Below are 22,460 nucleotides of genomic sequence, written 5' to 3' on the forward strand. Positions count from 1 at the left end.
CACGGTGTCCACCGATGCGGCCGGCCGAACTCCCAGCACACCCCGCGGCAAAAGGCCCAGCCGTTCCAGCGTGTTGGCCGATCGCCGCGCAGAAACGGGCCCCGGCCACCACCGCGCAGGCCGCCGCCCGGACCAGCGCGAGCAGCGGATACCGGCGCCCACGCCGATCCCTCGGATCCCACTCCTGCGGCCCGTCACCCACACCGGTGACGACGCACGACAGCACCGCGGCAGGCATGGAAGAGTCACAACGCATCGAAGCTCCGTTGATAGCAAGCGACTTGAGAAATCGCTCACCTCAACGGAGCTTCGGTCGCCCTGGTAACGCCTGGCCTGACCAGCGCCTTCACAAGATCACATCGACCTTGCACGAGCCCTGAGCCGCAGGCTGTCGAGGAAGGTGCCGTTGGGCAGCGTCTGGCGAAGGTCGACGCCGTCCGACGATCCATATCAGCCAGACCCATGGAAATCACTGGACGGATGGGCTGAATTGGAATGTGAATCCTTCAAGTCCGCACTTCACGGCTGTCTCCAGGAAGTACTCCCACTCCAGATCATCCATTTCGCATCCACTGATGAGCACAGGATCGCCGTTCACCAACTGCCCCTCCCGGTAGCCGGTGAGATAACTCATGTATCGGCCCATTGCCGGGTAGGCAACGGAGGGGTCGAGCAAGATCATCCCGTCGGCAGAGATGAACGAAGTCTCTTGGCCCGAGCCGAGACTGGCGAGGGTCTCACGGTTGGCGGAGCTGATGAGGTCGCGGAACTCCTGCATCTGCCAACTGGACCTGAAGTAGAGGACCTCCTGCTGCCATGACTCCCCGCCTTCCGGGATCACCACCTTGCCGGACACCTCGGGCGGAGGTGAGACGGTAGGGCTGGTCTCGATGGGGGTGGCCGCATACGAGGAAAAAGCGCTTTCCGAATCGCTGAGGGAGGGCACGGAAGGCAGCTTCCTGTCCGGTCTGCGGCCGAAGACCTCTTGCAAAGGCCCGTCCATGCTCCGCAATGTTTCCCTCTCGCTCTGGTCCAGAAGGTACCAGCCGTCCTCAAACGCCACAAAGGAAGCAGGGTCCGACTGGAACGCCCCAAGTTTGCCTTTGCCCATCAGCTTCACCAGGTGCCGGAATGCCTTGCTCTCGATGTAGTGGCGCAGAAGTGCTGTGATCCCAGCATCGCCACCACCAGCGGTCTCATACTTTTCCTGAGCCCTGTGTGAGACGCCAGCCCAGCGGACATAATTTGGCTTGCGGCTCTCAAGAATGCTCTTACTCCTCGACGGCAGGCGGTCGTAGGATCGAAGGAATTCCGTCTTATCGGACCGAAATGACAGATCAAGAATCTGATCGGCTTTCGCCATTGCTCCGGCGTAAATGGCCGCGTCTTTTTCCTCTTCCTTTGTATATGGCTGAAGGGAATGATCTGCCTTTGCATCCGGGGCGCTTCCGCGACAGCAAATCAGGTAGACCTCACTGCCGTACTCCATGAGGCGCGAGAGCAGGCCACCACAGCGGTGGACCCCATCACTGCACAAGCCGTCCTTGCCCTCACAGAGGCTGATGCGATCCCCTGGAACCCACTCTCCCCCCAAGGTCTGGATTAGCGTCCCTGACGACGCCGCCCCCTTGATCCTTGCGAATTCCTTCTTGGTAAGCGGCGTTAGTGCCCTATTTTCAATTTCCTTGGGGCCGACAAGCGATGTTTTCACGCTGTTCATCCCCACTACTGTCATCAGCGTCACCGACATGAGAGATGCCGCCACTCCTGACGTAAGTCCGAAGTCTGCAAAACAGGTGAGCTTCATTCCTGCAGGGACAAAGGTCTGTGGATATTCCTGGGACCTGGAGTGCGCTACGAAATATAGTGCCATGCCCAAGCCAACCTCTCGTATCGAATAATGTATATTCAGCAGGATCGTCTGTGAACGCCGGTGAGACGGGGGCCTTCTGCGCCATGCATCAGGCAGTAAGGCCGACCCCAGGGGGCAGCATTGCCGCTGGCCCCAGTCATCCGCTCAGTCGTACGCCCACCACACCACGTCGGCTGGGAACCTCCTTCCGGCGCGGGCGGCCGACAACAACCTCCAGGGCACACCTGCGAGACCGGGGTCCGGGCGGACCGCTGCGGCCACAATGCAGGGTGGACTCGATCGCGCCCATCTGCGCCATGACCGTGCGGATGTAGGGGTCGTCGGGCTTCTTCTTCTGGTGCGGCAGAAGAATCCCGTCGCTCCCCGACGGGTTCGTGCCCCCGTAGGAGCGCATCGGCTTGATCTCCAGGCCTGCGTCCCCGGGCTGCCACTGGACGCTACTCATCGTCTCGACCCCAGCCCCGCCCCAGCTTGACCAGCTCGTCGTAGCGCTGCCGGGTCACACTGCCGGCCATCCCGGTCATCCGGACACCACCCCCACGAGCCCCGGGTGCGACACCCGTATGCGTCCGCCGGGTCAAGCCCTCCGCCCGGCACACTCAGCGCCCTCGAGGTCCGCACCGGCTTCAAGTACGCGATCGTCGCCACCAACATCCGCCACATGTGGGGCATCGCCGGCTCCCGCCAGCCCCAGTTCCTCGACGCACTCGCGCGTTCCCACGCCACGGTCGAAGACCGCGTCAGAGCCGGCAAGGCGATGGGCCTGCGGAACCTTCCCAGCAAGAAGTGGCAGGTCAACGCCGCATGGATGCCGGCAGCGAACCTCGGCCACGACCTGAACTGCTGGGTCCGCCTCCCGGCCCTGCACGGCGTCGAGGACCTGGCGCTCGCCGAGCCCGACACCATGCGCCACCGCCTCTACAGCATCCCGGCCCGTCTCGTCCGACACGTCCGACGCCGCCAGCTCCGCTTGGACGCACCTGGCCCCTGGGCCGACGCGTTCGCCCTGGAGCCTGGCATCGCCTCACCCGGCTTCCGGCCCTCAGCCGACGGTCACCACCCCGACAAGCCAAGGAAGGAGAGCCGGTCCGGCCCGTGGAACCCGGCGCAGCCGCAGCGTCACGCGACGGCCCGCCTCACCGGCACCGAGGACAAACCGGGCACCCGGCCAAGACACTCACCACCGACCGGACACTGAAGGATCGAGGTTAACCCTGGCTATTCAGCGGAATTGGGTGATCTGACGCCCCGGTAGCAGGAAAGGTGCCTTGACCTGCGAGGATGCGAGTGTCTAGTCCGTATCCGATGCAAGAGTCAGGGCACCTTTCTGGTGAGCGAGCGTACAGGGTGGGACCGTCGGCTGCGCGTGCGGGCCGACGGCAAAGGGCTGGTCGGGCACGCCGGGGTGGTGCTGCTGCGCAGGTGCGCGGACCAGGTGGGGCTGACCGGGGCGCTCGCGGCCGTGCTGCCAGTGGGTGTCGGGCACGGCTGGCGGGAGCGTGCGGCGGTCGTCGTCCAGCTTGCGGTGGCCATCGCGCTCGGCGCGGTGAACCTGAGCGAGGCCGAGCAACTTGCCCTGCACCACCGCAACTTGTTCGGTCCGGCCGCATCGGACTCCACCACCCGCCGCACCCTGGCCGCCCTGGACGAGTCGGCACTGACGCGGATGGCGAAGGCCCGGCGGACGGTGCGCCGGCACGTGTGGTCTTTGCTGCACCTGCGGCCTGGAGGATTCCCCTGGCTGAGCGTGGCCGGGCGGCGGCTGAAGGGCTGGATCGTGGTAGACATGGACGCCACAGTCATCACCGCGGCCTCGAAGAAGGAACGAGCGGCAGCCACCTTCTAGCCAGGCCAAACTCCTCATCCGGGCCGATGGCGCCGGCGCCACCCACGGGCTACTGGAGCATCTCGTGGCGCTCAACACCGCGCGGCGCACGGTGCGCTTCTCAGTCGGCTGGAAGATCACCGATGAAGACGAGGCCGCGATCGCGAAGCTGCCCGAGACAGCCTGGGAGACCTCCCTGAAACAGGACGGCTCCCTCCAGGCCGCCTACTTCGTGGCCGAGCTGACCGGCCTGAACACCCGGGAGGGCTGGCCCGACGGCACCCGGCTGATCGTCCGGCGGGTCAAGCCGTCGGGCCGGCAGATCAAGAAACTTACCGACTTCGAGCGCAAGACCGGCTGGCGCTACAGCATCACCGCGACGAACATCGGCCGGATGTGGGGCATCGCCGGCTCCCACCAGCCTCAATTCCTCGACGTCCTCCACCGTGATCACGCTGAAGTGGAGGACCGGGTGCGGACGAACAAGGCGATGGGCCTGCACAATCTCCCATCCAAGTCCTGAGATGTGAACCGCGGCTGGATGCTCGCCGCGAACCTGGCCGCCGACCTCGACGCCTGGCTGAGGCTCCTGGGCCTGCACGACGTCGACGACCTGGCCGACGCCGAGATCGACACCATGCGCTTTCGCCTCTACCACCTGCCCGCCCGCCTCACGAAACACGCCCGCTGCCGCTGGCTCCGCATCGACTCCACCTGGCCCTGGGCCAAGGCGTTCACCGCCTGCCGGCAGCGACTCACTGGACATCCGGCCCTCACCTGACGGACCGGCTCCGTCCCGACGAAGACCAGAACGGAGGAGACCCCCACCACCCCGGGCCCGTGGAACCCGGCGCAGCCGCAGCGTCACGCGACGGCCCACCCCCGACCGGCAGGGGACACTTCAGGCGAACCGCCGAGCCACTCAGCGACCAAACCCCGCTGACGGATCGAGGTTAAAGATCAGTACTCCCTCACGAAATTGACCGGGACGTCATTGTGACCGAAGAGGATCATGTACTCGCGGAACGCCTCTTCATACTCTTCCGCAAGACCGCAGACCTGCAGCCTGTACCCGGACACACACTCGTCCTTGATCTTAAAGATGAGAATCTGCGTCCATCCCCTGTCCCAGGCGAGATCCTCCTGCTGCTGCTGACTGTAGAATTGCGCGCTCGACGTTCCCCAGAGGATGAGCGTCTGGCCGGTGAAGTAGGCATAAACGAAATCAGCGCCCGCTGCTGCGCCGGTACCGTCCACCGCGCTCAAAGGCGCCTTGGCCAGCATGGTCTCGTTGTGCAGGGTCAAACCGTCCCCGTCATGCAACAGCCGGGGGACTTCCGCACCGCCTGCTTCCAGTTCCTCCAGGTAGTCTTCTTGCCCGGGGTACAGCCATGCCAGGCGGTCGGCAACCTCTGCGTACGCCTCCTGTCCGATCAGGCGCTCCAGGTTCTTTGCGTTTACGTCATAGTCGTCAAGGCCCTTCGCGAGAACAGGAACCATCTCCTCCTCGTCGTCCAACCAAAGCAAGATGCAGCCGGCTGTGCCGACCTGTGGCTCCTTGTAATCAGTCTCGAAAAATCGGAAGACCCGCGTCTGAGGGCCGTAGCCGAAGACGAAAACCGGGTCCCCATCCACGTCGGTCAGAAACTCGGCAGCCGGCATTCCAGCCACCCACGCATCCCATTCATCGGCAGGAACCAGCTGAGGCCAGCCCGAATCGAACGGACCCATGTGCCCGTTCTTTATGTCACCGTCTAGAGCCAGCATAAAAAATGTTCCCTCGGGTTCGCTTGTAACTCCAATCTTTCGGTTCAGCGCAATAGAGTTCCAGGTGTAAACGGTCATCCTGTACCTCTGCTCTCCTGAGCCAAAGTCAGCTATTGCCTCATGGGTGTCCTGGTTGTACGAGCCCCACGGAAGACTCCACATCCAATCTTCATGCTCCTTCGTACGGCGAGGCTCCCAGGAGCCGAATGAATCTCCCTGCGAGGTAACCGATACGAGAAGGATCTCTCCGTCCGCCGTCTTCAGCTTGTAAGACTCCGTCTGACGGGACGAACAATTCTTCTCCGGCATTTTTATGACGCTCATCGTGCAGTAGACGCCATTGTCGAGGAAGGAGATAACGCCTGCAACTTCGTCGAACTTTGCCTCGGCGACACCTGCGGTGATGTCCTTCCATTTCTGCTCCGTCATCAGTTCGGAGTGCGCTGCGGGATCGATGATCATCTTTTTTCGGCCAGGACCCAATTTCGAACCGGGCGCGTAGGTGAAGCATCCTGGGGTATTTATCTTGATTTCCCCCATTCGCGCTGCCGCCGCCGCAAGAAATTCCTCATGCTCGTTGCGCTTGACGATGTACACCAGACCGCCGGCGCGCAGGACCAGGGTGCCGTATTTATGAAGCTTTCCCTTCATTTCGGGCAGGCTTGACTTCCACATTGTGAATGGGTCAACGCCCGGCTTCATCGGCAGGAAGTACCTCCGGTCCGTGAGGGATACAACAAAGACTCCATCGGATGCAAGAATCTTGTGGTATTTCCCCTCGGCTCCAAACTCCGGCTCGGCCGGCCATGTACCCTGCCACAGGTACCGCTGTTCTTTACCGCCTTCAGTGGTGACAGTGACGACCGAGTCTTTGAACACGCCCTCGGGGAGATCATTCAGCCATGTCTTCCATTTCTCCACGCTGAAGAGGCCGAGCTCCGGGTCTTCCGGCCGCACCGGCACGCTCCGGCCATCGGTGTCGACCCGGTACCACCCCCCTGGTCGTTTCGCGTCGAAACGAGCGGGGGCCAGCTTGAGAATTTTCTGGATCTTTTCCGGACTGACCCGGTAGCTTCCGTTGCCGGCGCGGAGCAGACCATTAGAGATTTGGGCCTCGGGCAGCTTCATCAGGGCCCTGAAGTCCTGGTCGACCTTATACCGGTCGGCCAGACGGCGCGTCGCGCATATGTACAGCCGGCCGTCTTCCCGTGCCGCCAGGAAGAATCCTCCGGGAGAAGCCATGCCAAGGGCCTGCTCGGTCCACAGGCCTTTGAAAGTCTTCGCGGGGTGGAAAAAAGCGGTAGGGAGCGCGTAAAGGTCCGCGCTCTCGCCGCCGGGCTGGACCAGCCAGACCCCCTGCAGCTCCGGGTCGATCTCTATGCGGACTGGAATGGCACGTTCCAGCCGGTGTGCCAGCTTCCTCCTTTTCCTGGCTTCCATTCTGGCTATCGCATCTGCCTCTTCCCTCGAAAGCCCCGGCCTGTTCGCCTCCGCCTTCGACTTCGATATCAGGTACTGCTGCTTTGCCGTTGCGTAGGCGGTTTCCATATTTTCCATGGCATCCGGCCACTGTTTCTTGAACTCCGCGCAGATTTGGCGCATTGAATCTTCGCGTCCTCCACCCAGCCAGTAGGCAACCTCACCCTGCAGGCCCGCCGCCACCCAATTGTCCACCGGACCCGAGGCGTAGACATGAAGAGCCGTCCCGAAGAGGGCACCAGCACTTTCCTCGGGAGAAGCATGTGCTTTTCCGGACTTGTTCTCCACGGTGATATGAAAGGTCTTTCCCGGTGCCTTGTAGACGCTCAAGGCCTTGCTCATGGAGTGATTCGTCCACACCACACCATCGATGACCATCTCCGGTGGGCTGTAGGGGCGTTCCGGCTTGGTCAGAGGCTGTGAAGCTTCCATCTCTGCAACTTCCTCGTCGGTGACAGGCGTATGGCCGAGTTTCACGTTCACTCCCCCGAGCGGCCAAGAAAAGAGACGAAAGGGAGACAGTCCGTGCCAACCACGTGTTCCTGCTGCCCACATGGTCCGTCGCCAGGGTTTGGCGGGGAAGCCGGGACATGACACATCCCGTGCACCGGGGGACGCCGCGGACGGCAGTGGTGTGTCGACAGCGGCTACGCCGGCTCTTCGTTCCACGAGATCATTCACGCCGTGATCACTGGAGAGCCGGTGATCACGAAAGCATCAAGTCCGCAGCCAACGGCTGATCTTGGTTGTTGAGGCTCAGTGGCCGGCGGCGGGGGCGGGTGGTTAGGGAGCGGGTGCTTCGCATTGGGTGGTGGTGTAGCCGAGGGGGGTGCATTGGTCGGTGCCGGGTCCGCCGTTGACGGCGTTGATGCCGGTGCCGGCGCGGATGGTGTCGTTGCCGTTGCCGCCTTGGATGCTGTCGGTTCCGGTGCCGGTGGTGATGGTGTCGTTCCCGGCGCCGGACTGGACGCTGTTGGTGCCGTTCCCGGCGTTTCCTCCGCCGCCGTTGCCGGTGTCGTTGGCACCGGTGCCGAGGAACACGTCGTCGGCGGAGGTGCCGGTGAAGGTGTTCTGCGGGCCGGCGCTCTGACAGGTGTAACCGGCTCCGGTCCGGGGCGGGAGATTCTCGCAAGTGTAGGGATAGACGATGATCATCAGGCTGTGATCCTCGCCGCCTGTGGCAATCGCGGTGATCGTCCCGCCGTTCGAAACCACCGGCACGAGTGTCTGGCCGTTGCTGCTGGCGCCCCAGGCGCGGACGGTGCCGTCGTCCAGCGGCGCCAGACTGTGGTCGCGGCCGGCAGCGACGGCGGTCGCCCTTCTGAAAGCCCAAGGGATGAATGAAATGAAGGAGAACGGGGTTTAAGGCTAGGTGCTGTGACCGCGTAGGTTCACCGGGTTGCCAGGCAGTAGCTGAAGGCGTCGGTCGTCCCTTCTGCCCTACGGTGAAGTCCATGGAGCTGACGGCGAAGATGATCACGATTGACTGCGCAGAACCCCGGGAGCTCGCCGACTGGTGGGCGGTGGTCCTGGGGGTGGAAGTTGCCCAGGACTTCGGCGGGTTCGTCATCCTCGCGGCCCGGCCCCTCGTCCTGGGGTTCCAGCGTGTGCCCGAGGAGAAGCTGGGCAAGAACCGTGTCCATGTTGACTTCTCCTCTGCGGACCGTGGGGGCGAGGTGAACCGGCTTGTGGGGATGGGGGCGAGGGTCGTCGGCGAGCACACTGCGCCGGAGGGTCTTGCGTGGACCACGTTGCAGGACCCTGCGGGCAACGAGTTCTGCGTCTCGGGCTGACCCTTCCCGGACAGGTCGGCGCCTTGCGCGACCGCAGGCCGCGGTGGCTGTTCCTTGCCGGAGTCGAGAAGGCCCCGCCCGGTCTTTGACTCACGCTGTCCTGGCGAGGGGGCGCCCGCTGCGGACCTGGTCGAGCGGGACTTCACCGCACCCGCCCCGAACCGGCTGTGAGTCACCGACCTCACGATGACTGCGACCGGTGAGGGGGCCCCTGTGGCTGTCCGCGATCCGGGACGCGTTCATCACGTCGGGGGGCGGCCGGGGAGACCTCCGCACGGACGCCGACCCGGGCCGGGGCCTGGCGGAGTCCAGGTCATTCCCTCACGAAATTGACCGGGACGTCATCGTGACCGGAGACGACCATGTACGTGCTGAACGCCTCTTCATACTCTTGCGCAAGACCGTGGACCGAATGATTCGTTCTGCGAGATATACGATACGAGAAGGACCTCTCCCTCCGCCGCCGCCAGCTTGAGAGACCCCGTATGGCGGGATGAACAATTCTTCGCCTCCACCACCGGCGTGACCTGGCCGACCGTCCACCGCGAACTCGACCGACTCCACCTCGGCACCTTCACCGGCCCCACCGGCCTGTTCCAGCAGGTCACCACCCTCACCAAGCCCCAGACCGGCCTCCTGGCCAAGCTCGTATCGCCACGCCGTCGCCTCCGACACCCCGAACCCGGCCCCACCCGAGCGAAGGTCTCGTTCTTCCGCACGTGGGCCAGGACCAGCAAGGCCTGCTTGAAGCAACCCAGCTTCCGCCAGGGAGAGTTCCGTTCATGCCCAGGCGACATGCTCGACCAGCTCGTACGGGACGTCGAGCATGGAAGGATGCGGAACCAACCAACAGAGCCCCTCGTAGCCGGTGTGATGAGGGAAATCACCACGCCGGCTACGAGGGGCTCTGCCACGTCACCACCGCCGCTGACCAGCCCATTTCACCCTGCAGCACAGGATGAAGGAGGTTCAGTGAAGTAAGTGCGGGCCGCCTACCCGATCCTTTGCGAGGGCATTTGCAGCCGGAATACATTCCATTCCGGACTACATGGATGGCCCAGGCGCCGGGTCAGAGAGCGACGGCTGGTGTGGCCGATTCCTGGGCCGCTATTACAGGCCGAAGATGAAAAGCAGGCCTCGGACGATGACATCGACTGTGTCAATGATCCACTGACCCATGACAGTTCCTTCTTTCTTTGAACGGTGCGCCAGGGCACCGGTGCATTGGCTACCGGACAGCTAATCCGGGTGGCCTGGTGGCCTCCGGATCTGACCGGCTGTCAGTATTTTCGGAAGACTGCCGGTGATCACGTAATGGGCAACCCGTCCATGAATGAGACGTGGTGTAGGCACAGCGTCGAGATCGGGGAGGGGCTGTTGTTGCGTCAACTATGGTTGGGTAGTGCCGGGTTGGACTTTTTGAGGCCTTCCTCCGGGACCTTCGTCCCAGAAAACTGCGATGGCTGGTCGTGCCGCCGCTCGTCATGGCCGGGCAGTTGGACCGGCTCATCTCCCTGCCGCGCCACCCCAACGAAGCTCAGCGCAGCCAGGGAACGCCACGACAGCGCCCAGGCTGCCCGGACAGCTGACGGCGATCCGGGACCACGCGAGGGCCACTGATGGCGCCCACGGACATGGAGACGTACCGGGAGGGCCGTCGGCAGGCCACGGACGCGGCGGATGCGATCCCGGGCGGCCCTGGCCTGTCTCGGTCTCCCCGAGCGCGTGCGGGGCGGCGTGCGCCCGATGGTGACCCACAGCGGCAGCGCCGTACGTGCATCTGGGCATGGTCCGGGCGGACGTGGCCGAGCGGATGGCGCAGTCAATGCGCCGCCCCGAGCCGGCCTAACTCCGCGGGAGCCGCTGAGGGGTTTGTGGGGAGCGGGTTTTGTGTGCGGTGAGCAGGGCGAGGAGGCTTGTGGCGGCTGCGGCGGCGGGGGGTGTTGCCATGAGGTAGGCGTGGGTGGCGGGGAGGCTGCCGCTGAGGGTGAGCAGGCACAGGGTGGTCAGTTGGATGAGGGCGCAGGAACTGATGATGAAGGCCCGCACGGCGCACGGGTGGGCGTCGTCGTCGGCCGCTCGGTCCCAGATACCCGAGCGGGTGCGCTGGTTGTGTCCGGTGCCGGCGCAGCGGGGGTGGGGGGGTGTCCTGAGTCAGTTTCCACGGGGGCCTTTGTGGATGTCGGGGGAACGTGCCGTGCAGGGAGGGTCGCGTGAAGGAGTGTGGTGGCGGCAGGGCAGGACAACGGGCCGGTTCGGTGGCCCGCCCGCCTGCCTGCCTGGGGGGTGCCGGACTTGGGGACTGCGTTTTCGGTGCTCGGGCATAGCACCGCGGACGTTTCGGTGGGAGTGGTGGCGTGTCGTCGCTGGCGGTGGAGGTCGTGGATGCCGTCGGTCGTGGGGCTGCGGAACAGCGCCCGCTGCTCGAGCCGCGCGCCGTCGCGAGGACGGGCTGAGGGAGGAAGCCGACCGTATTCAGGCCGAGTTGGCCGTGGCCGAGCGGGAACAGCCGGTGTGGGCCATCGCCCGCCCGCAGGTCGGCAAGGCACCGGCCCCCGTGGACGAGCCCGGACCCACGCCCGGGCCGAGGGGACAACGCCGGCCACGGGGCAGGCCGGGGAGACACCGTCAGCGCCGACCACGGCGAAGTCGCAGGTGTCGGTGTGGCGTGAGGGGCTCGCCCGGTCGGCGCTGTCGGTGGACCACCAGCGCATTCCGCGGACCGGGCCCGGCTTCGTCAGGGGCCGCTGACCTGCCAGGAGAATGGCTGTCTTGTTCGGCCTGGACATGGTGCCGACGCGGGCGGAGGTACTGCGGTCGACAGCGAAACGCCTGGTCGCGCGCGGCCGGCCGGGCCCGCGCCGGTTTCACGCTCGCTGAGGGGCGGCTGGTCCGGGCGGTCGATGTCAGCAACTGACTGCGGCGGATGCGAATACCAGCGGCGACCGGCTGTTCTGCCCCACATACGGCCGGGGCAGAGGTTCGGCTCAGATGATCCCCGGGCGGCCCTATTCCCTTCGTCACTGCTCCGCAGCCGGGCCGGACGTCGTGGACGGCCGAGCTGGACGTGGCCCCGGCTGCGGCCCCGGGACGACGAGATCACGGTCACCGCAGTCCAGGTCCGGGAGGTGTTCCAGCGGCTGTATGTGGCCGGCAAGTGGCAGGGCGGCGCCCCGCCCGTCCTGATCGTCGTCGATGCCGGCTATGACGTGACCAACTGGCATGAAGAACAAGCATCGCGCACGTGAGCACTCCGTCGGAAAACAGGACAGACTGAATCCCGTCACGACCGTCACAAGCAGCAGAGCTCATAAACGCCAAGCCAAGGCGGTGGAACACTCCATGATCGTCGCGATCTACCACATGCTCGACCGCAGCCGGCCCGATCGCGATCTGGGCGCCGACTACTTCACCCGCCCCGATTTGCCCGACCGCCGAGCCGCCTACCACCTCGCGGGGCTCCGCGACCTCGGCTATCAGAGCACCGCCGAACCTCCCGCAGCCTGACGATCAACTGCGGAAGGTTCACCTCAGAGGCTGCGAGCCCCTAAACCGCTCCTGTGGCCTCCTGAACACCGCGGCCGGGGCAGATGTCGCTCCACGGCCAAACGCGGTGTGCACGAAAGGGAAGGAGACTGTATACAGCAGACCTGTCCTTTTGGCCCAACTCAAGACGACGGCCGGCCGGAATACTCATGGAACTCGGGGAGCCGAGGCGTCGAAGGAATCACTACGAAGAGGACGACAGCATGCCGCTGGTAAATGTGACGATTGTTCGCGAGGGAGAACCGGTGACGGCGGTGGCTTCCTGGACGGGAGTAATGCCCGACGATAGTGCCGATACCTTGGTGCTTTTGGACGGACCGATGCCTGATGTGATGAGTGACCCGAACGCAACTTTCGATATTTGGGTGCTGGGGACGGGACTTGAGGGTTCCCCGCAGCGAATCGGCCATCGCTGCACGGGCTGGTGGGAGGGCGGCGGCGGATATCTTCGGTTTGAGTGATGGATCCAATCGTAAAACAGGGCTTTTGCGGGCTCATGAAGCGGGACGGCCTCGGTCGCATTGTGTGAAACTGAGGTTCTCAGCGAATTGATCTCGCCGTCGCCGGTGCATGAGGGCGGCTGCAGATAGGCGTGAAGCCCCTGGTGGGACAGGTCTCTCTTACAAGACCGTCTGTACCGGGGGCTTCACGCTGGTCACCCATGTTGCCCTGCTCGACGTTCCGCGCCATGCCATAGAGATGCCGGCGAAACTGTCGGCCAATCATCGGTGTCGGATCGGCACTGCCAAGGGCTCGCGGACCCTGGGACCCTTCCGGCAAGCGCCGTCATCTGGGCGGGTGGGGTCGAGCTGCGCCGCGAGAAAAGCCGACGCCGTGCGCAGCACGTCATTCGCCTGCCTGAGCCGGGCATTCTCCGTGCGGAGGTCGGCCGACTCCGCACGCTCGGCGGTAGTCAGCCGGTCATTCGCAGGCCACCGGTTACTGTTACCTGCACGGCCGCACCGTCCAGGCCATCCACACGCTCCTCACCTGGCCCTGGTCGGAGGCGAAACGCCTGGTCGCGCGCGGCCGGCCGGGCCCGCGCCGGTTTCACGCTCGCTGAGGTGCGGCTGGTCCGGGCGGTCGATGTCGGCAACTGACTGCGGCGGATGCGAATACCAGCGGCGACCGGCTGTTCTGCCCCACATACGGCCGGGCAGGGTTCGGCTCAGATGATCCCCGGGCGGCCCTATTCCTTCGTCGCTGCTCCGCAGCCGGGCCGGACGTCGTGGACGGCCGAGCTGGACGTGGCCCGGCCCCGGCTGCGGCCCCGGGACGACGAGATCACGGTCACCGCGGTCCAGGTCCGGGGGGTGTTCCAGCGGCTGTATGTGGCCGGCAAGTGGCAGGGCGGCGCCCCGCCCGTCCTGATCGTCGTCGATGCCGGCTGTGACCTGAGCCGCCTGGCTTTCCTGCTCGCTGACCTGCCCGTTGAGCTGCCCGTTGAGCTGCTGGGCCGGATGCGCTCGGAGCGCGTCGTGTACTTCCCGCCCCTGCCGCAGCCGGCGGGCAAACGCGGGTGCACGCCCAAGCGCGGGGCGGAGTTCACGTTCGAGGATCCGGCCACCCAGCCAGTTCCGTCCGTCACCACGCTGACTGACACCACGCACTACGGCAAGGCCGACGCCACCGCGGTGTTGACCGCCTGCACCCACTGCTGGTCCGGCGCTCGGCCTGGGCCAACTACCCTGAAGGACAGCTGCCGGTCATCGAAAACACCGTCGTCCGTCTTCAGGTCGACCATCTACGGGGCGAGCGCAATCCCCGGCCGGTTTGGCTGTGGTGGTCAGTCACCGGCGCCACCGCCTGGGATGTGGACCGGCTCTGGCAGGCGTTTCCTGCGCAGGTTCGGCCTTGAACACACCTTCAGGGTGTCCAAGCAGACGCTGGGCTGGACGACTCCCGAACTCCGCGAGCCGGCCGCCGCCGATCACTGGACCTGGCTGGTCAGTACCTCGTGATCGCCGCCCACACCCAACTCCGCCTTGCCCGGCCCCTCGCAGAAGACCTCCGCAGAACCTGGGAACGGCCCGCGCGCCAAGGACGCCTCACACCCCCACGCGTCCGTCGAGGATTTCGCCGCCTCCACGGAAAAGACCCCTCAGCCGGCCGGCGCACCGAGAACGAGCACCGCAGGACCTGGTCGGCCAACGGGCGTGAAGAACAAGCATCGCGCACATGAACACCCCCCGCCGGAAAACAGGACAAACTGAATCCCATCACGACCGTCGCAAGCAGCAGAGCCGCATAAACGCCAAGGCAGAGCGGTGGAACACTCCATCATCGTCGCGATCAACCGCATGCTCGACCGCAGCCGGCCCGATCCCGATCTGGGCGCCGACTACTTCACCCGACCCGATTCCCCCGACCGCCGAGTGGCCCGCCACCTCGCCGGGCTCCGCGACCTCGGCTATCAGAGCACCGCCGAACCTCCCGCAGCCTGACGATCAACTGCGGAAGGTTTTTCACCTCAGAGACTGCGAGCCCCTAAACCGCTCCAGTGACCTCCTGAACACCGCGGCCGGGGCAGATGTCGCTCCACGGACTGCAAACACGGTGTGCACGAAAGGGAAAAAGACTGTACACAGCAGACCTGTCCTTTTGGCCCAACTCAAGACGACGGCCGGCCGGAATACTCATGGAACTCGGGGAGCCGGGGAGCCGGGGCGCCGAAGGAATCGCTGGAAGAGGACGGCAGTATGCCTGTTATAAATGTGAGGGTTGTTCGCGAGAATAAAAATCCGAACGAGGAGAACGTGGTTTCCTGGCCTGGGCAGATGCCCGACGATAATTTGCCGCCCACTGACACCCTCGTGTGGTTCATGGACGACGGGAACGGGCGGTATCCTGTCGTGCTTTATGACCCGACCCAGCTATTCGATATTTGGTTTGAGGGATTTAACGACGTCGCGCAGCGACCCGGCCTGCGCTGCATGGGCCTGCAGGACGGATATGTTCTGTTTCAAATGATGGATCCAAATTCGTAAAACCGGGGCTTCTGCGGGCTCACGGTCGCCCTTGTGTGAAAACTGAGGTTTTCTCAATGAAATGATCTCGCCGTCGCCGGTGCATGAGGGCGGCTGCAGATAGGCGTGAAGCCCTGGCGGGACAGGTCCCTCTTACAAGACCGTCTGTACCGGGGGCTTCACGCTGGTCACCCATGTTGCCCTGCTCGACGTTCCGCGCCATGCCATAGAGATGCCGGCGAAACTGACGGCCAATCATCGGTGTCGGATCGGCACTGCCAAGGGCTCGCGGACCCTGGGACCCTTCCGGCAAGCGGTCCTGGTGCTGTGCTGGTTCCGCGACCGGTCCCTGCGTGCACTGCCCGGCCCGCGGCGCGGGTGTCTCACAGGCCACCGGCTACCGCTGCCTACACGGCCGCACCGTCCAGGCCACCACACGCTCCTCACCTGCGACTATTCAGGATGAAAGAGGTTCAGTGAGCCGGTTCAGGGAGTCTGCTCGGCTGTGGGAGGCATGTCGGCCCAGTGGGTGACTCCGTGACCAAGCGGGCGGGTGCCATGGTCGGAAGCGAGCACGTCGATAATGCCACTTCCGCGTCCGTGCTCGTCCTCGGAACAACTGGAGGTCCACTCGCCGTCCTGGGCCGCGGGGCCGCCGTCCGTTACCTCGATATGCACGCTGCAGGTGCCGCCTTCGGCGGAGCTGTCGGCTTCGACATACAGGACAACAGGGGGGCGGGCATGCTCGATTGCGTTGGTGACCAGTTCCGACACGACGAGCTCGGCGCCGCTGAGGGTGTCTTCATCCACGTCACAGCACTCGTGCAGCACCAGCCGCACGATCCGGCGTGCTGTCCCCGCCGACTCTGCCCGATGGGGCAGCCGCCACATGCACGGGCGGGGAGCGACGCCTCCCGCTGCCCGTGCCGCGGTCACGATCAGTCCCGCGCTCCTGCGGCCGACTCCCCGCTTGACCGGGATGGCTGTAACAGTGGGGTCCACAACGATCACTTCCCACTTCCTCTTTCAGCCCGTTGCGCATCAGGCAGACCAGCCGCCGGAGCGGACCCGGTCCCACGCCCTTCCTGTTCCAGTCAACACCACACCGAGGTTCTTCGAGGTTCCCGGACAGGCGTCCAAGAGGATGGCACTGACGGCATTGCCAGGCCGGGCGGCGGCCGTCTCCCGACGGCGTGATCATCCGACCGTCGGGGGCCGCTGGAGGGCTGCTCGCGGACACGCCGTCGAACCGGGATTCCGCTCCCGCCGGAGATCATCGGCCAATTGCGTCGCGACTGCACGACGGTTTCACCTGCGCGACGTCCGGGAGCCATGCGCAGCATTCGGGGCAACACCGCTCGTTCCTGCGGGCCAAGGCCATCCGCTGCCGGTTCAGCGGCGGCCTGTCAGGTGTCTCGAGCTGTATGAAGTCAGGGAAGCGGAAGTGCCGACACACACAGTGCGGCATGATCTCCGCCGGGTAGCGGTGGATTCCTGCACGACGGCCTCGCACCCGAGACGGCCGATTACCCGCCACACAACCAACCCGAAGAGCATTCCACCCGGTCACCAACAACGTGACTCAACGCCCCCTGGGCGGGGGTTGCGCGCGGGTCGGTGTCCACGACTGCCACGCGCAGTTACCAGAGGATGCGCCACCAAGGGCTGGTGTGTGCAGAGATCCAGACCGGTTTGCTGGCTGCAGATGGTGTGCTGGTTCCCTCTGCCCTGTTGGTTGCGGTCACAGTGAAGGTATAACGGTCGCCGGGGCTGAGGCCGGCCACGGTGATCGGTGATCGGGTCCCCTGGGCGATCTGGCCACCTTTATTGGGGTGTGTAAGGTTGCGGGCGGTGACGGTGTAGCTGACGACAGAAGGGGAAGTACTTGGCTTGAACGACACGGCAGCCCGGCCTTGTGTCAGACCCTTCCATGGTGCGGGCACTCTCACCTTCGTTGGTGCGGACGGCAGAGGCGCCAGCGCCACACCGGCGGTATTGGCAAGGCCGGATCCGACGGGGATATGGCAGTCGTTGCTGGTACAGCGCGGCGGCACCTTCACCACATCACCGCCGCTCTGCTGAGCAACATAGACGTTGCCGGCGGAGTCGACTGCGACACCCCAGGGAAAGAGCATGGTCCCGCCGATTTGAGTCTGCTTTCCGCCAGGGCTCACCTTGACCACTTTATTACTCAGTGACACTGCGATATAGACGTTTCCGGCGGCATCCACCGCGATACCGTCGGGATGTGTATTCGGCCCGAAGTCGGCGATAATCTTCTGCGTACCGTCGGGCTTCACTTTCACAACCTGACCAAGCCAGTACTTGCTGCCGTAGACGTTTCCTGCGGAATCCACGGCTACCCCGGTCGGGCCGTCCCAGCCGTCAGCAAGAGTGGTCAAGGTGCCGTCAGGGGTCAGCTTGGCCAGCCGCTGGTGTTTGTAGTCAGCGATGAAAACATTTCCAGTGCTATCCACGGCCACCCCAAAGGCGTCATCGATACCTGTGAGGTCTGATGGGCCGCCGTCTGCTGGACCATGGGCGATCGTGGTCTTGCTTCCATCAGGGAGTACCTTCACTACCTTGTCACCGTAAAGGTCCGCGATGTACCGGTTACCTGCGGCGTCCACCGCTATCGCGTATGGAGTATTCAAACCGTCGATAATCGAAGACTGAGTTCCGTCCGAGGCCACCTTCACAACTGTCCCGCGAGTGTATTCGGCCACATAAAGGGGTGGGCCGGCACCCGGTGCAGTCGAAGCGGCATGGGCATCCGGCACGGCCAATGCCCATACGGGCACTGCGAGCATGCCTAGCGTGGCGACTAGTCGGGTACGCCTGCGCCTTCTCACCGGTTCAGACTCGGGCTGGCTAAGGCGGTGTGGATCGCATCGAAACAGTAGCGGCATGGAAACCCAATCGTTCGGACGGCAGGTGGTATCGAGTATCCGCCCGGGTCGCGGCCGAACGCTTTCACTCCTGCGGCGATCTGAGGGCAGAGTTTCAGGGCCGGACGCGCACTTCCCAGCGCTCCTGATTCCAGTGGATGGACCCGTGGGTTCGCGGTCAACCCGCGGGGTCGGTCTCGGCGGCCTGCTCCAGCAGGGCCCGTGCGGAGTCCGCGTAGCGCATCGGGTCTTCGCGTCGAGCCCGAACACCTCGGCGAGGTGGAGCGGATCGGGCCCGTGCGTCAGGGCCTCTTCGAGTTGCCGGTCGACGCGGAGCCGTTCCAACGTGGCGCCCTGCCCGCGCATCGCGGCACTGATCCAGTGGTTGCTGGCGCGGCTGGTCTTGGTGGCGGCATTGATCAGCAGATGGAGGTTCGCGGTGTCCGGCCACCCGCGGCGCCGGCGCTCCAGCCAGTCCAGCAGCAGGTTCCGCGTGAGATCGTCGAGCGGGCGGACGCGCCGGCGATGGTCAGCCGAAGATTGCCGAGGTCGACGTCGTCGAGCATGAGGTTGGCGATCTGGGCGACCCGGGCGGCATGGACTGCCGCGAGGGCGAGGATGAGCCGTGTCGCCATTGCCGGCCGGCTCCAGGGCAGGGTTGGCCCGGTGGCCGTGCTCGTGATCGATCGGGCTGCGCTGCCCGCACACGCTGTGCGGTCGGCGGGTGTCGCAAAAGCCGGTGATCCACGTGGCGGTCTTCAGCCCGGCGCCTCGGTGCGGGCGGCGAAGGTATACCGGTGGACGTATGCGGCCTTGAGGACCCTGTTGAACGCCTCGCTGACGGCGTCATCGAAACACGAGCCGACGCCTCCCATCGACCGGGTCACGCCGAGGCGGCTACAGGACCGCTTGAACCGGCGGGAGACGTACTCGCTGCCGCGGACGCTGTGAAAGAGCACGCCCTTTGACGTCGCGTAGCCGATCCCGGGCAGACGCGGCCCAGGGGCGTCCAGGTCGTACGTCCGGCAGGACGCTCCGCCTGGACACCCTGGTCCATGCCCGCTCCAGCGTGGTGTGGGTCGACGGCGTATGGGACGCAAGCCGTCGACCCGTGATGCGTGAGGGGTGAAAGCGTCGCCGCTACCGGCTGCCCGGGTTGCGCGGGGGCGGGCGTGCGGGCAGAGCCGGGGGTACCGGGACCGGCCCTGTGGGGCGGGGTGGCCCCGAGGTGGGCGTGGTGTGATGTGGGTCTCTCATCTGGCTGACAGGGGGGTGTCCCCCGGATCCCGCGGTGCCGCACTACGTCGTGCTGCCGTGGGCCAGAAGGTCGTCGCGGCCCTGTCTCTCGTCACCCCCAAGGAGTCGCGATGTCACTCGCCTCGATGACCACCCTGTTCCGAAGGTCCGGCCACGATCCCGTCGGAGGGGACAGCAGCCGGCGCGGCCCCCGGCGGCCGGCCACGATGGCCACTGCCCTGAGCTCGGCCGGAGTCCTGTGCATCGCCGGAGTCATGCCGTTGACACTGTCCGGCACCGCACACGCCCTGGACAACAACTGCGAGCCCACCGGCACCACCATCACCTGCACGTACGGCTTCACAGGGGGGGAGCAGACCTTCACGGTGCCCGACGGGGTGACCTCCGTGGAGGTGATGGCGATCGGCGGCCACGGCGGCCAAAATTACGGGGGGACGGACGGAGGCCGGGGCGCCCGAGTCTCGGGCAACCTCAAAGGCCTGATCAGCGGGCAGGATCTCTACGTCGAAGTCGGCGGAAACCCAACAGGCAGCAGGGCCTGTGCTAACGGGTACTTTGAGTGTATCGGCGGGTTCAACGGCGGCGGGAACAGTAACTACACCTCCGGAGGAGGAGGAGGGGCCTCCGACCTGCGCACCGAGCCCCGCACCACCCCCCTCACCACCAAGGACTCCCGCCTCATCGTCGCCGCAGGCGGCGGCGGAACCGGCTCCGGATATAGCGCTCAGTGTACGGGCGGCAAGGGCGGAAACGCTGGCCAAGCGGGCATGAACGGCCCGTGCGACGGCGGAACCGGCGGCGGCACGGGCACCGCTACCGGCGGCGGTGCCGGCGGCACACCAGATGGGACGGCGGGCGCGCTTGGTTCCGGCGGTGACGCTTTGACCCCCGGTTTCTACGGCCCCGGCGGCGGGGGCGGGGGCGGCCTCTACGGAGGCGGAGGCGGAGGCGGACGAGGGGGTGCCTATATTGACGTCGGTGCGGGCGGCGGCGGCGGCGGGTCCTCCCTCGTGCCCTTCGGCGGCCGGGTGGACGACGCCGATGCTGACCCGAGCATCACCATCACCTACACGCTGGCGGGCAACACGGCACCTCACACGTCCCTCGCCCTGAACCCCAGCACTCCCGACGGCTCCAACGACTGGTACAAGAGCCCCGTCACTCCGCTCGTCACCGCCACGGACGACGGCACGGGAGTAGCGCAAACCCGCTGTGTCCTCGACCCGGCCCAAGCCCCGCAGAACTTCGCTGCACTCCCCGACGAGCCCTGCCCCTACACCGGCGACGATCCGGTGTCCGGCGGTGAGCACACCCTGTACGCCGCGAGCATCGACAATGCCGGCAATGCGGAGGCAGTACAGAGCGTCACGTTCTCGGTCGATGCCATCAGCCCGGTCATCGCCTGCCCCGACCCGGCCCCCGCCTACACCCTGCAGCAGTCCGGTGCCACCTTCACCGCAACGGCCACCGACGCCGGCTCGGGTCTGGCAGACACCCATCTCACCGGCAGCCCTGACACCAGCACCGGGGGACCCCATACCTTCACCGCCACGGCCACCGACGAGGCCGGCAACACCACGAGTCGAGACTGCACCTACACGGTGGCGTATGCCGACACCACCACCACCCTGGCCTCCACACCGAATCCCTCCATCGCCGGCCAGAGCGTGACGTTCACCGCGACCGTCACCGACCCCACCCCGGCCGGCACCGTGGACTTCACAGACGGCACCACCGTCATCGGTGACGACATCGCCCTGAGCGGCTCCAGCACCGCAACATTCACCACCAGCACCCTGACCATCGGCTCACACCAGATCACCGCCCACTACAGCGGCGACGCCACGCACAACGGCTCGACCAGCCCCGAGCTCACCCAGACTGTCAACGCCCTCACCTGCGCGAACGCGACAGCAACGATCACCGGCACCACGGGCAACGACACCCTCACCGGCACCCCGGGCGATGATGTGATCTTCGGGCTCGCGGGCAACGACACCATCAACGGCGCCGGCGGCAACGACCTCATCTGCGCAGGAACCGGCAACGACAAAATCACCACCGGCGCAGGCAACGACACCATCGACGCCGGCGACGGCACCAACACCGTGGACGCCGGCAACGGCACCAACACCGTCACCACCGGCAACGCCACCGACAGCATCAAAACCGGCACCGGCAACGACACCATCAACGCCGGCAACGGCACCAACAGCGTCCAGTCCGGCGCCGGCAACGACACCATCACCACCGGCACCGGAACCGACAGCATCGTGGCAGGAGCCGGCGACGACACCGTCAACGCCGGCAACGGCACCAACAGCGTCCAGGGCGACGACGGCAACGACCAACTCACCACCGGCACCGGAACCGACAGCATCCAAGGCGGCAACGGCAACGACACCATCCGCGCCGGCACCGGCACCAACGCCATCAACGGCGGACCCGGCACCGACCAATGCACCCCCCTCGGCACCCAATGCGAAACACTCGCCCCCTAACCCCCCAACAACGCAGACAACGCAGACAAGGCAGACAAGGCAGACAAGGCAGACAACATAGGAGCAGCTGAACACGACAAGCACACACCGCGGGCGTCCAGTGGGTACCCCACCCCCACCGGACGCCCGCCCCCACGCCCGGCGATCCAGCACAAGCCCGTCCAAGCAGCACCGGGCCGGTGCAGGCCGGTCGAAACGGCGCCGGGCCCGATCAGTGGCGCGGTAGCCGGATCGGTCACGGTGGTGCGATATCTGCGACCGCCGCCTAACCTGCCTGGCGGACCTCAGCGACACCGTGCCGAACCTTCGCATCCGGCAGCCCGGGAGTACGGCAACAACCCGGTGCCCGTCACGTGCCCGCTGTCGGCGGCAAGCCGCGGGGAGTCACGGCGAACGACGGCTGAGGCCGAGCTTCTACAAGGTCACCGGCGCCCGGCCCGGGATGGTGTCCCGCCAAGTGGTGTAGCAGCGATCACCGCGTAAGTGCAGGCCGTGGGACAGATGCAGGCGCCCGCCGGCCGGATGGGTCTGACGCTGCGCCAGTTGGTGACGCCTACGGCGCGAC

General features: G+C 65.5%; 20 protein-coding genes and 2 pseudogenes. 11 read left to right on the top strand and 11 right to left on the bottom strand.

Going from position 1 to position 22,460, the window contains the following annotated elements:
• Window positions 1-469 precede the first annotated feature (469 nt).
• Window positions 470-1,750: a hypothetical protein gene (locus OG331_RS04275; RefSeq protein ID WP_406191694.1), complete on the bottom strand. Its 1,281-nt coding sequence runs from the start codon at window positions 1,748-1,750 to the stop codon at window positions 470-472.
• 259 nt (window positions 1,751-2,009) lie between these two features.
• The gene (locus OG331_RS04280) at window positions 2,010-2,318 is read right to left on the bottom strand and encodes a hypothetical protein (protein ID WP_406191696.1); all 309 of its coding nucleotides are present in this window, start codon (window positions 2,316-2,318) and stop codon (window positions 2,010-2,012) included.
• 105 nt (window positions 2,319-2,423) lie between these two features.
• Here OG331_RS04280 and OG331_RS04285 point away from each other — a divergent pair, with 105 nt between their 5' ends.
• The 4 genes from OG331_RS04285 (at window position 2,424) to OG331_RS04300 (ending at window position 4,479) form a co-directional block, all read left to right on the top strand.
• Window positions 2,424-3,071 carry a transposase gene (locus tag OG331_RS04285; RefSeq protein ID WP_406191698.1) on the top strand — a complete coding sequence of 216 codons (648 nt, stop codon included), beginning with the start codon at window positions 2,424-2,426 and terminating at the stop codon, window positions 3,069-3,071.
• Between the two features lie 132 nt (window positions 3,072-3,203).
• Window positions 3,204-3,719 (top strand): transposase, encoded by a 516-nt coding sequence (locus tag OG331_RS04290; protein ID WP_406191700.1) that lies wholly within the window; start codon window positions 3,204-3,206, stop codon window positions 3,717-3,719.
• A 64-nt stretch (window positions 3,720-3,783) separates the two neighbouring features.
• A complete protein-coding gene (locus tag OG331_RS04295; protein WP_406191702.1) occupies window positions 3,784-4,221 on the top strand; it encodes a hypothetical protein in 438 nt (145 codons plus the stop codon).
• 18 nt (window positions 4,222-4,239) lie between these two features.
• A complete protein-coding gene (locus OG331_RS04300) occupies window positions 4,240-4,479 on the top strand; it encodes a hypothetical protein (RefSeq protein WP_406191704.1) in 240 nt (79 codons plus the stop codon).
• A gap of 179 nt (window positions 4,480-4,658) precedes the next feature.
• Here the strand turns inward: OG331_RS04300 and OG331_RS04305 are convergent, their stop codons facing one another.
• From OG331_RS04305 to OG331_RS04315, 3 genes and pseudogenes are all read right to left on the bottom strand, one after another.
• Window positions 4,659-7,421 (bottom strand): hypothetical protein, encoded by a 2,763-nt coding sequence (locus OG331_RS04305; RefSeq protein WP_406191706.1) that lies wholly within the window; start codon window positions 7,419-7,421, stop codon window positions 4,659-4,661.
• A gap of 306 nt (window positions 7,422-7,727) precedes the next feature.
• On the bottom strand, window positions 7,728-8,159 hold the full coding sequence (locus OG331_RS04310) for a hypothetical protein (RefSeq protein ID WP_406191708.1): 432 nt from the start codon (window positions 8,157-8,159) through the stop codon (window positions 7,728-7,730).
• Between the two features lie 24 nt (window positions 8,160-8,183).
• Window positions 8,184-8,291 (bottom strand): annotated as a pseudogene (locus OG331_RS04315) (RCC1-like domain-containing protein); the annotation flags it as partial.
• Window positions 8,292-8,398: 107 nt separating this feature from the next.
• Between OG331_RS04315 and OG331_RS04320 the strand changes: the two are divergent.
• Complete coding sequence (locus OG331_RS04320; RefSeq protein ID WP_406191710.1) at window positions 8,399-8,737, top strand: VOC family protein; 339 nt, start codon at window positions 8,399-8,401, stop codon at window positions 8,735-8,737.
• Window positions 8,738-9,298: 561 nt separating this feature from the next.
• Here OG331_RS04320 and OG331_RS04325 read toward each other — a convergent pair.
• A pseudogene (locus OG331_RS04325) lies at window positions 9,299-9,627 on the bottom strand (transposase family protein); the annotation flags it as partial.
• 955 nt (window positions 9,628-10,582) lie between these two features.
• A complete protein-coding gene (locus OG331_RS04330; protein ID WP_406191712.1) occupies window positions 10,583-10,786 on the bottom strand; it encodes a hypothetical protein in 204 nt (67 codons plus the stop codon).
• 1,293 nt (window positions 10,787-12,079) lie between these two features.
• On the opposite strand from OG331_RS04330, the gene OG331_RS04335 reads away from it, so the two are divergent.
• From OG331_RS04335 to OG331_RS04355, 5 genes are all read left to right on the top strand, one after another.
• Window positions 12,080-12,244, top strand: a complete 165-nt coding sequence (locus OG331_RS04335) for a hypothetical protein (RefSeq protein ID WP_406191714.1) — start codon at window positions 12,080-12,082, stop codon at window positions 12,242-12,244.
• Between the two features lie 188 nt (window positions 12,245-12,432).
• Entirely contained in the window at window positions 12,433-12,744 is a 312-nt protein-coding gene (locus OG331_RS04340; protein WP_406191716.1) for a hypothetical protein, read from the top strand.
• Window positions 12,745-13,392: 648 nt separating this feature from the next.
• Complete coding sequence (locus OG331_RS04345; protein WP_406191718.1) at window positions 13,393-14,244, top strand: transposase; 852 nt, start codon at window positions 13,393-13,395, stop codon at window positions 14,242-14,244.
• A 306-nt stretch (window positions 14,245-14,550) separates the two neighbouring features.
• Window positions 14,551-14,727: a hypothetical protein gene (locus OG331_RS04350; protein WP_406191720.1), complete on the top strand. Its 177-nt coding sequence runs from the start codon at window positions 14,551-14,553 to the stop codon at window positions 14,725-14,727.
• 114 nt (window positions 14,728-14,841) lie between these two features.
• Window positions 14,842-15,270 carry a hypothetical protein gene (locus OG331_RS04355; RefSeq protein WP_406191722.1) on the top strand — a complete coding sequence of 143 codons (429 nt, stop codon included), beginning with the start codon at window positions 14,842-14,844 and terminating at the stop codon, window positions 15,268-15,270.
• 465 nt (window positions 15,271-15,735) lie between these two features.
• Here OG331_RS04355 and OG331_RS04360 read toward each other — a convergent pair whose 3' ends face one another.
• From OG331_RS04360 to OG331_RS04375, 4 genes are all read right to left on the bottom strand, one after another.
• Complete coding sequence (locus tag OG331_RS04360; RefSeq protein WP_406209703.1) at window positions 15,736-16,140, bottom strand: ATP-binding protein; 405 nt, start codon at window positions 16,138-16,140, stop codon at window positions 15,736-15,738.
• A 749-nt stretch (window positions 16,141-16,889) separates the two neighbouring features.
• Window positions 16,890-17,942: a fibronectin type III domain-containing protein gene (locus OG331_RS04365; RefSeq protein WP_406191724.1), complete on the bottom strand. Its 1,053-nt coding sequence runs from the start codon at window positions 17,940-17,942 to the stop codon at window positions 16,890-16,892.
• Between the two features lie 614 nt (window positions 17,943-18,556).
• On the bottom strand, window positions 18,557-18,772 hold the full coding sequence (locus OG331_RS04370; protein ID WP_406191726.1) for a hypothetical protein: 216 nt from the start codon (window positions 18,770-18,772) through the stop codon (window positions 18,557-18,559).
• A gap of 123 nt (window positions 18,773-18,895) precedes the next feature.
• Window positions 18,896-19,096 carry a hypothetical protein gene (locus OG331_RS04375; RefSeq protein WP_406191728.1) on the bottom strand — a complete coding sequence of 67 codons (201 nt, stop codon included), beginning with the start codon at window positions 19,094-19,096 and terminating at the stop codon, window positions 18,896-18,898.
• 408 nt (window positions 19,097-19,504) lie between these two features.
• Here OG331_RS04375 and OG331_RS04380 point away from each other — a divergent pair, with 408 nt between their 5' ends.
• A complete protein-coding gene (locus tag OG331_RS04380) occupies window positions 19,505-21,895 on the top strand; it encodes an Ig-like domain repeat protein (RefSeq protein ID WP_406191730.1) in 2,391 nt (796 codons plus the stop codon).
• Window positions 21,896-22,460: the final 565 nt, after the last annotated feature.

The sequence above is a fragment of the Streptomyces sp. NBC_01017 genome, from assembly GCF_045162795.1.
Lineage (GTDB): Bacteria > Actinomycetota > Actinomycetes > Streptomycetales > Streptomycetaceae > Streptomyces > Streptomyces machairae.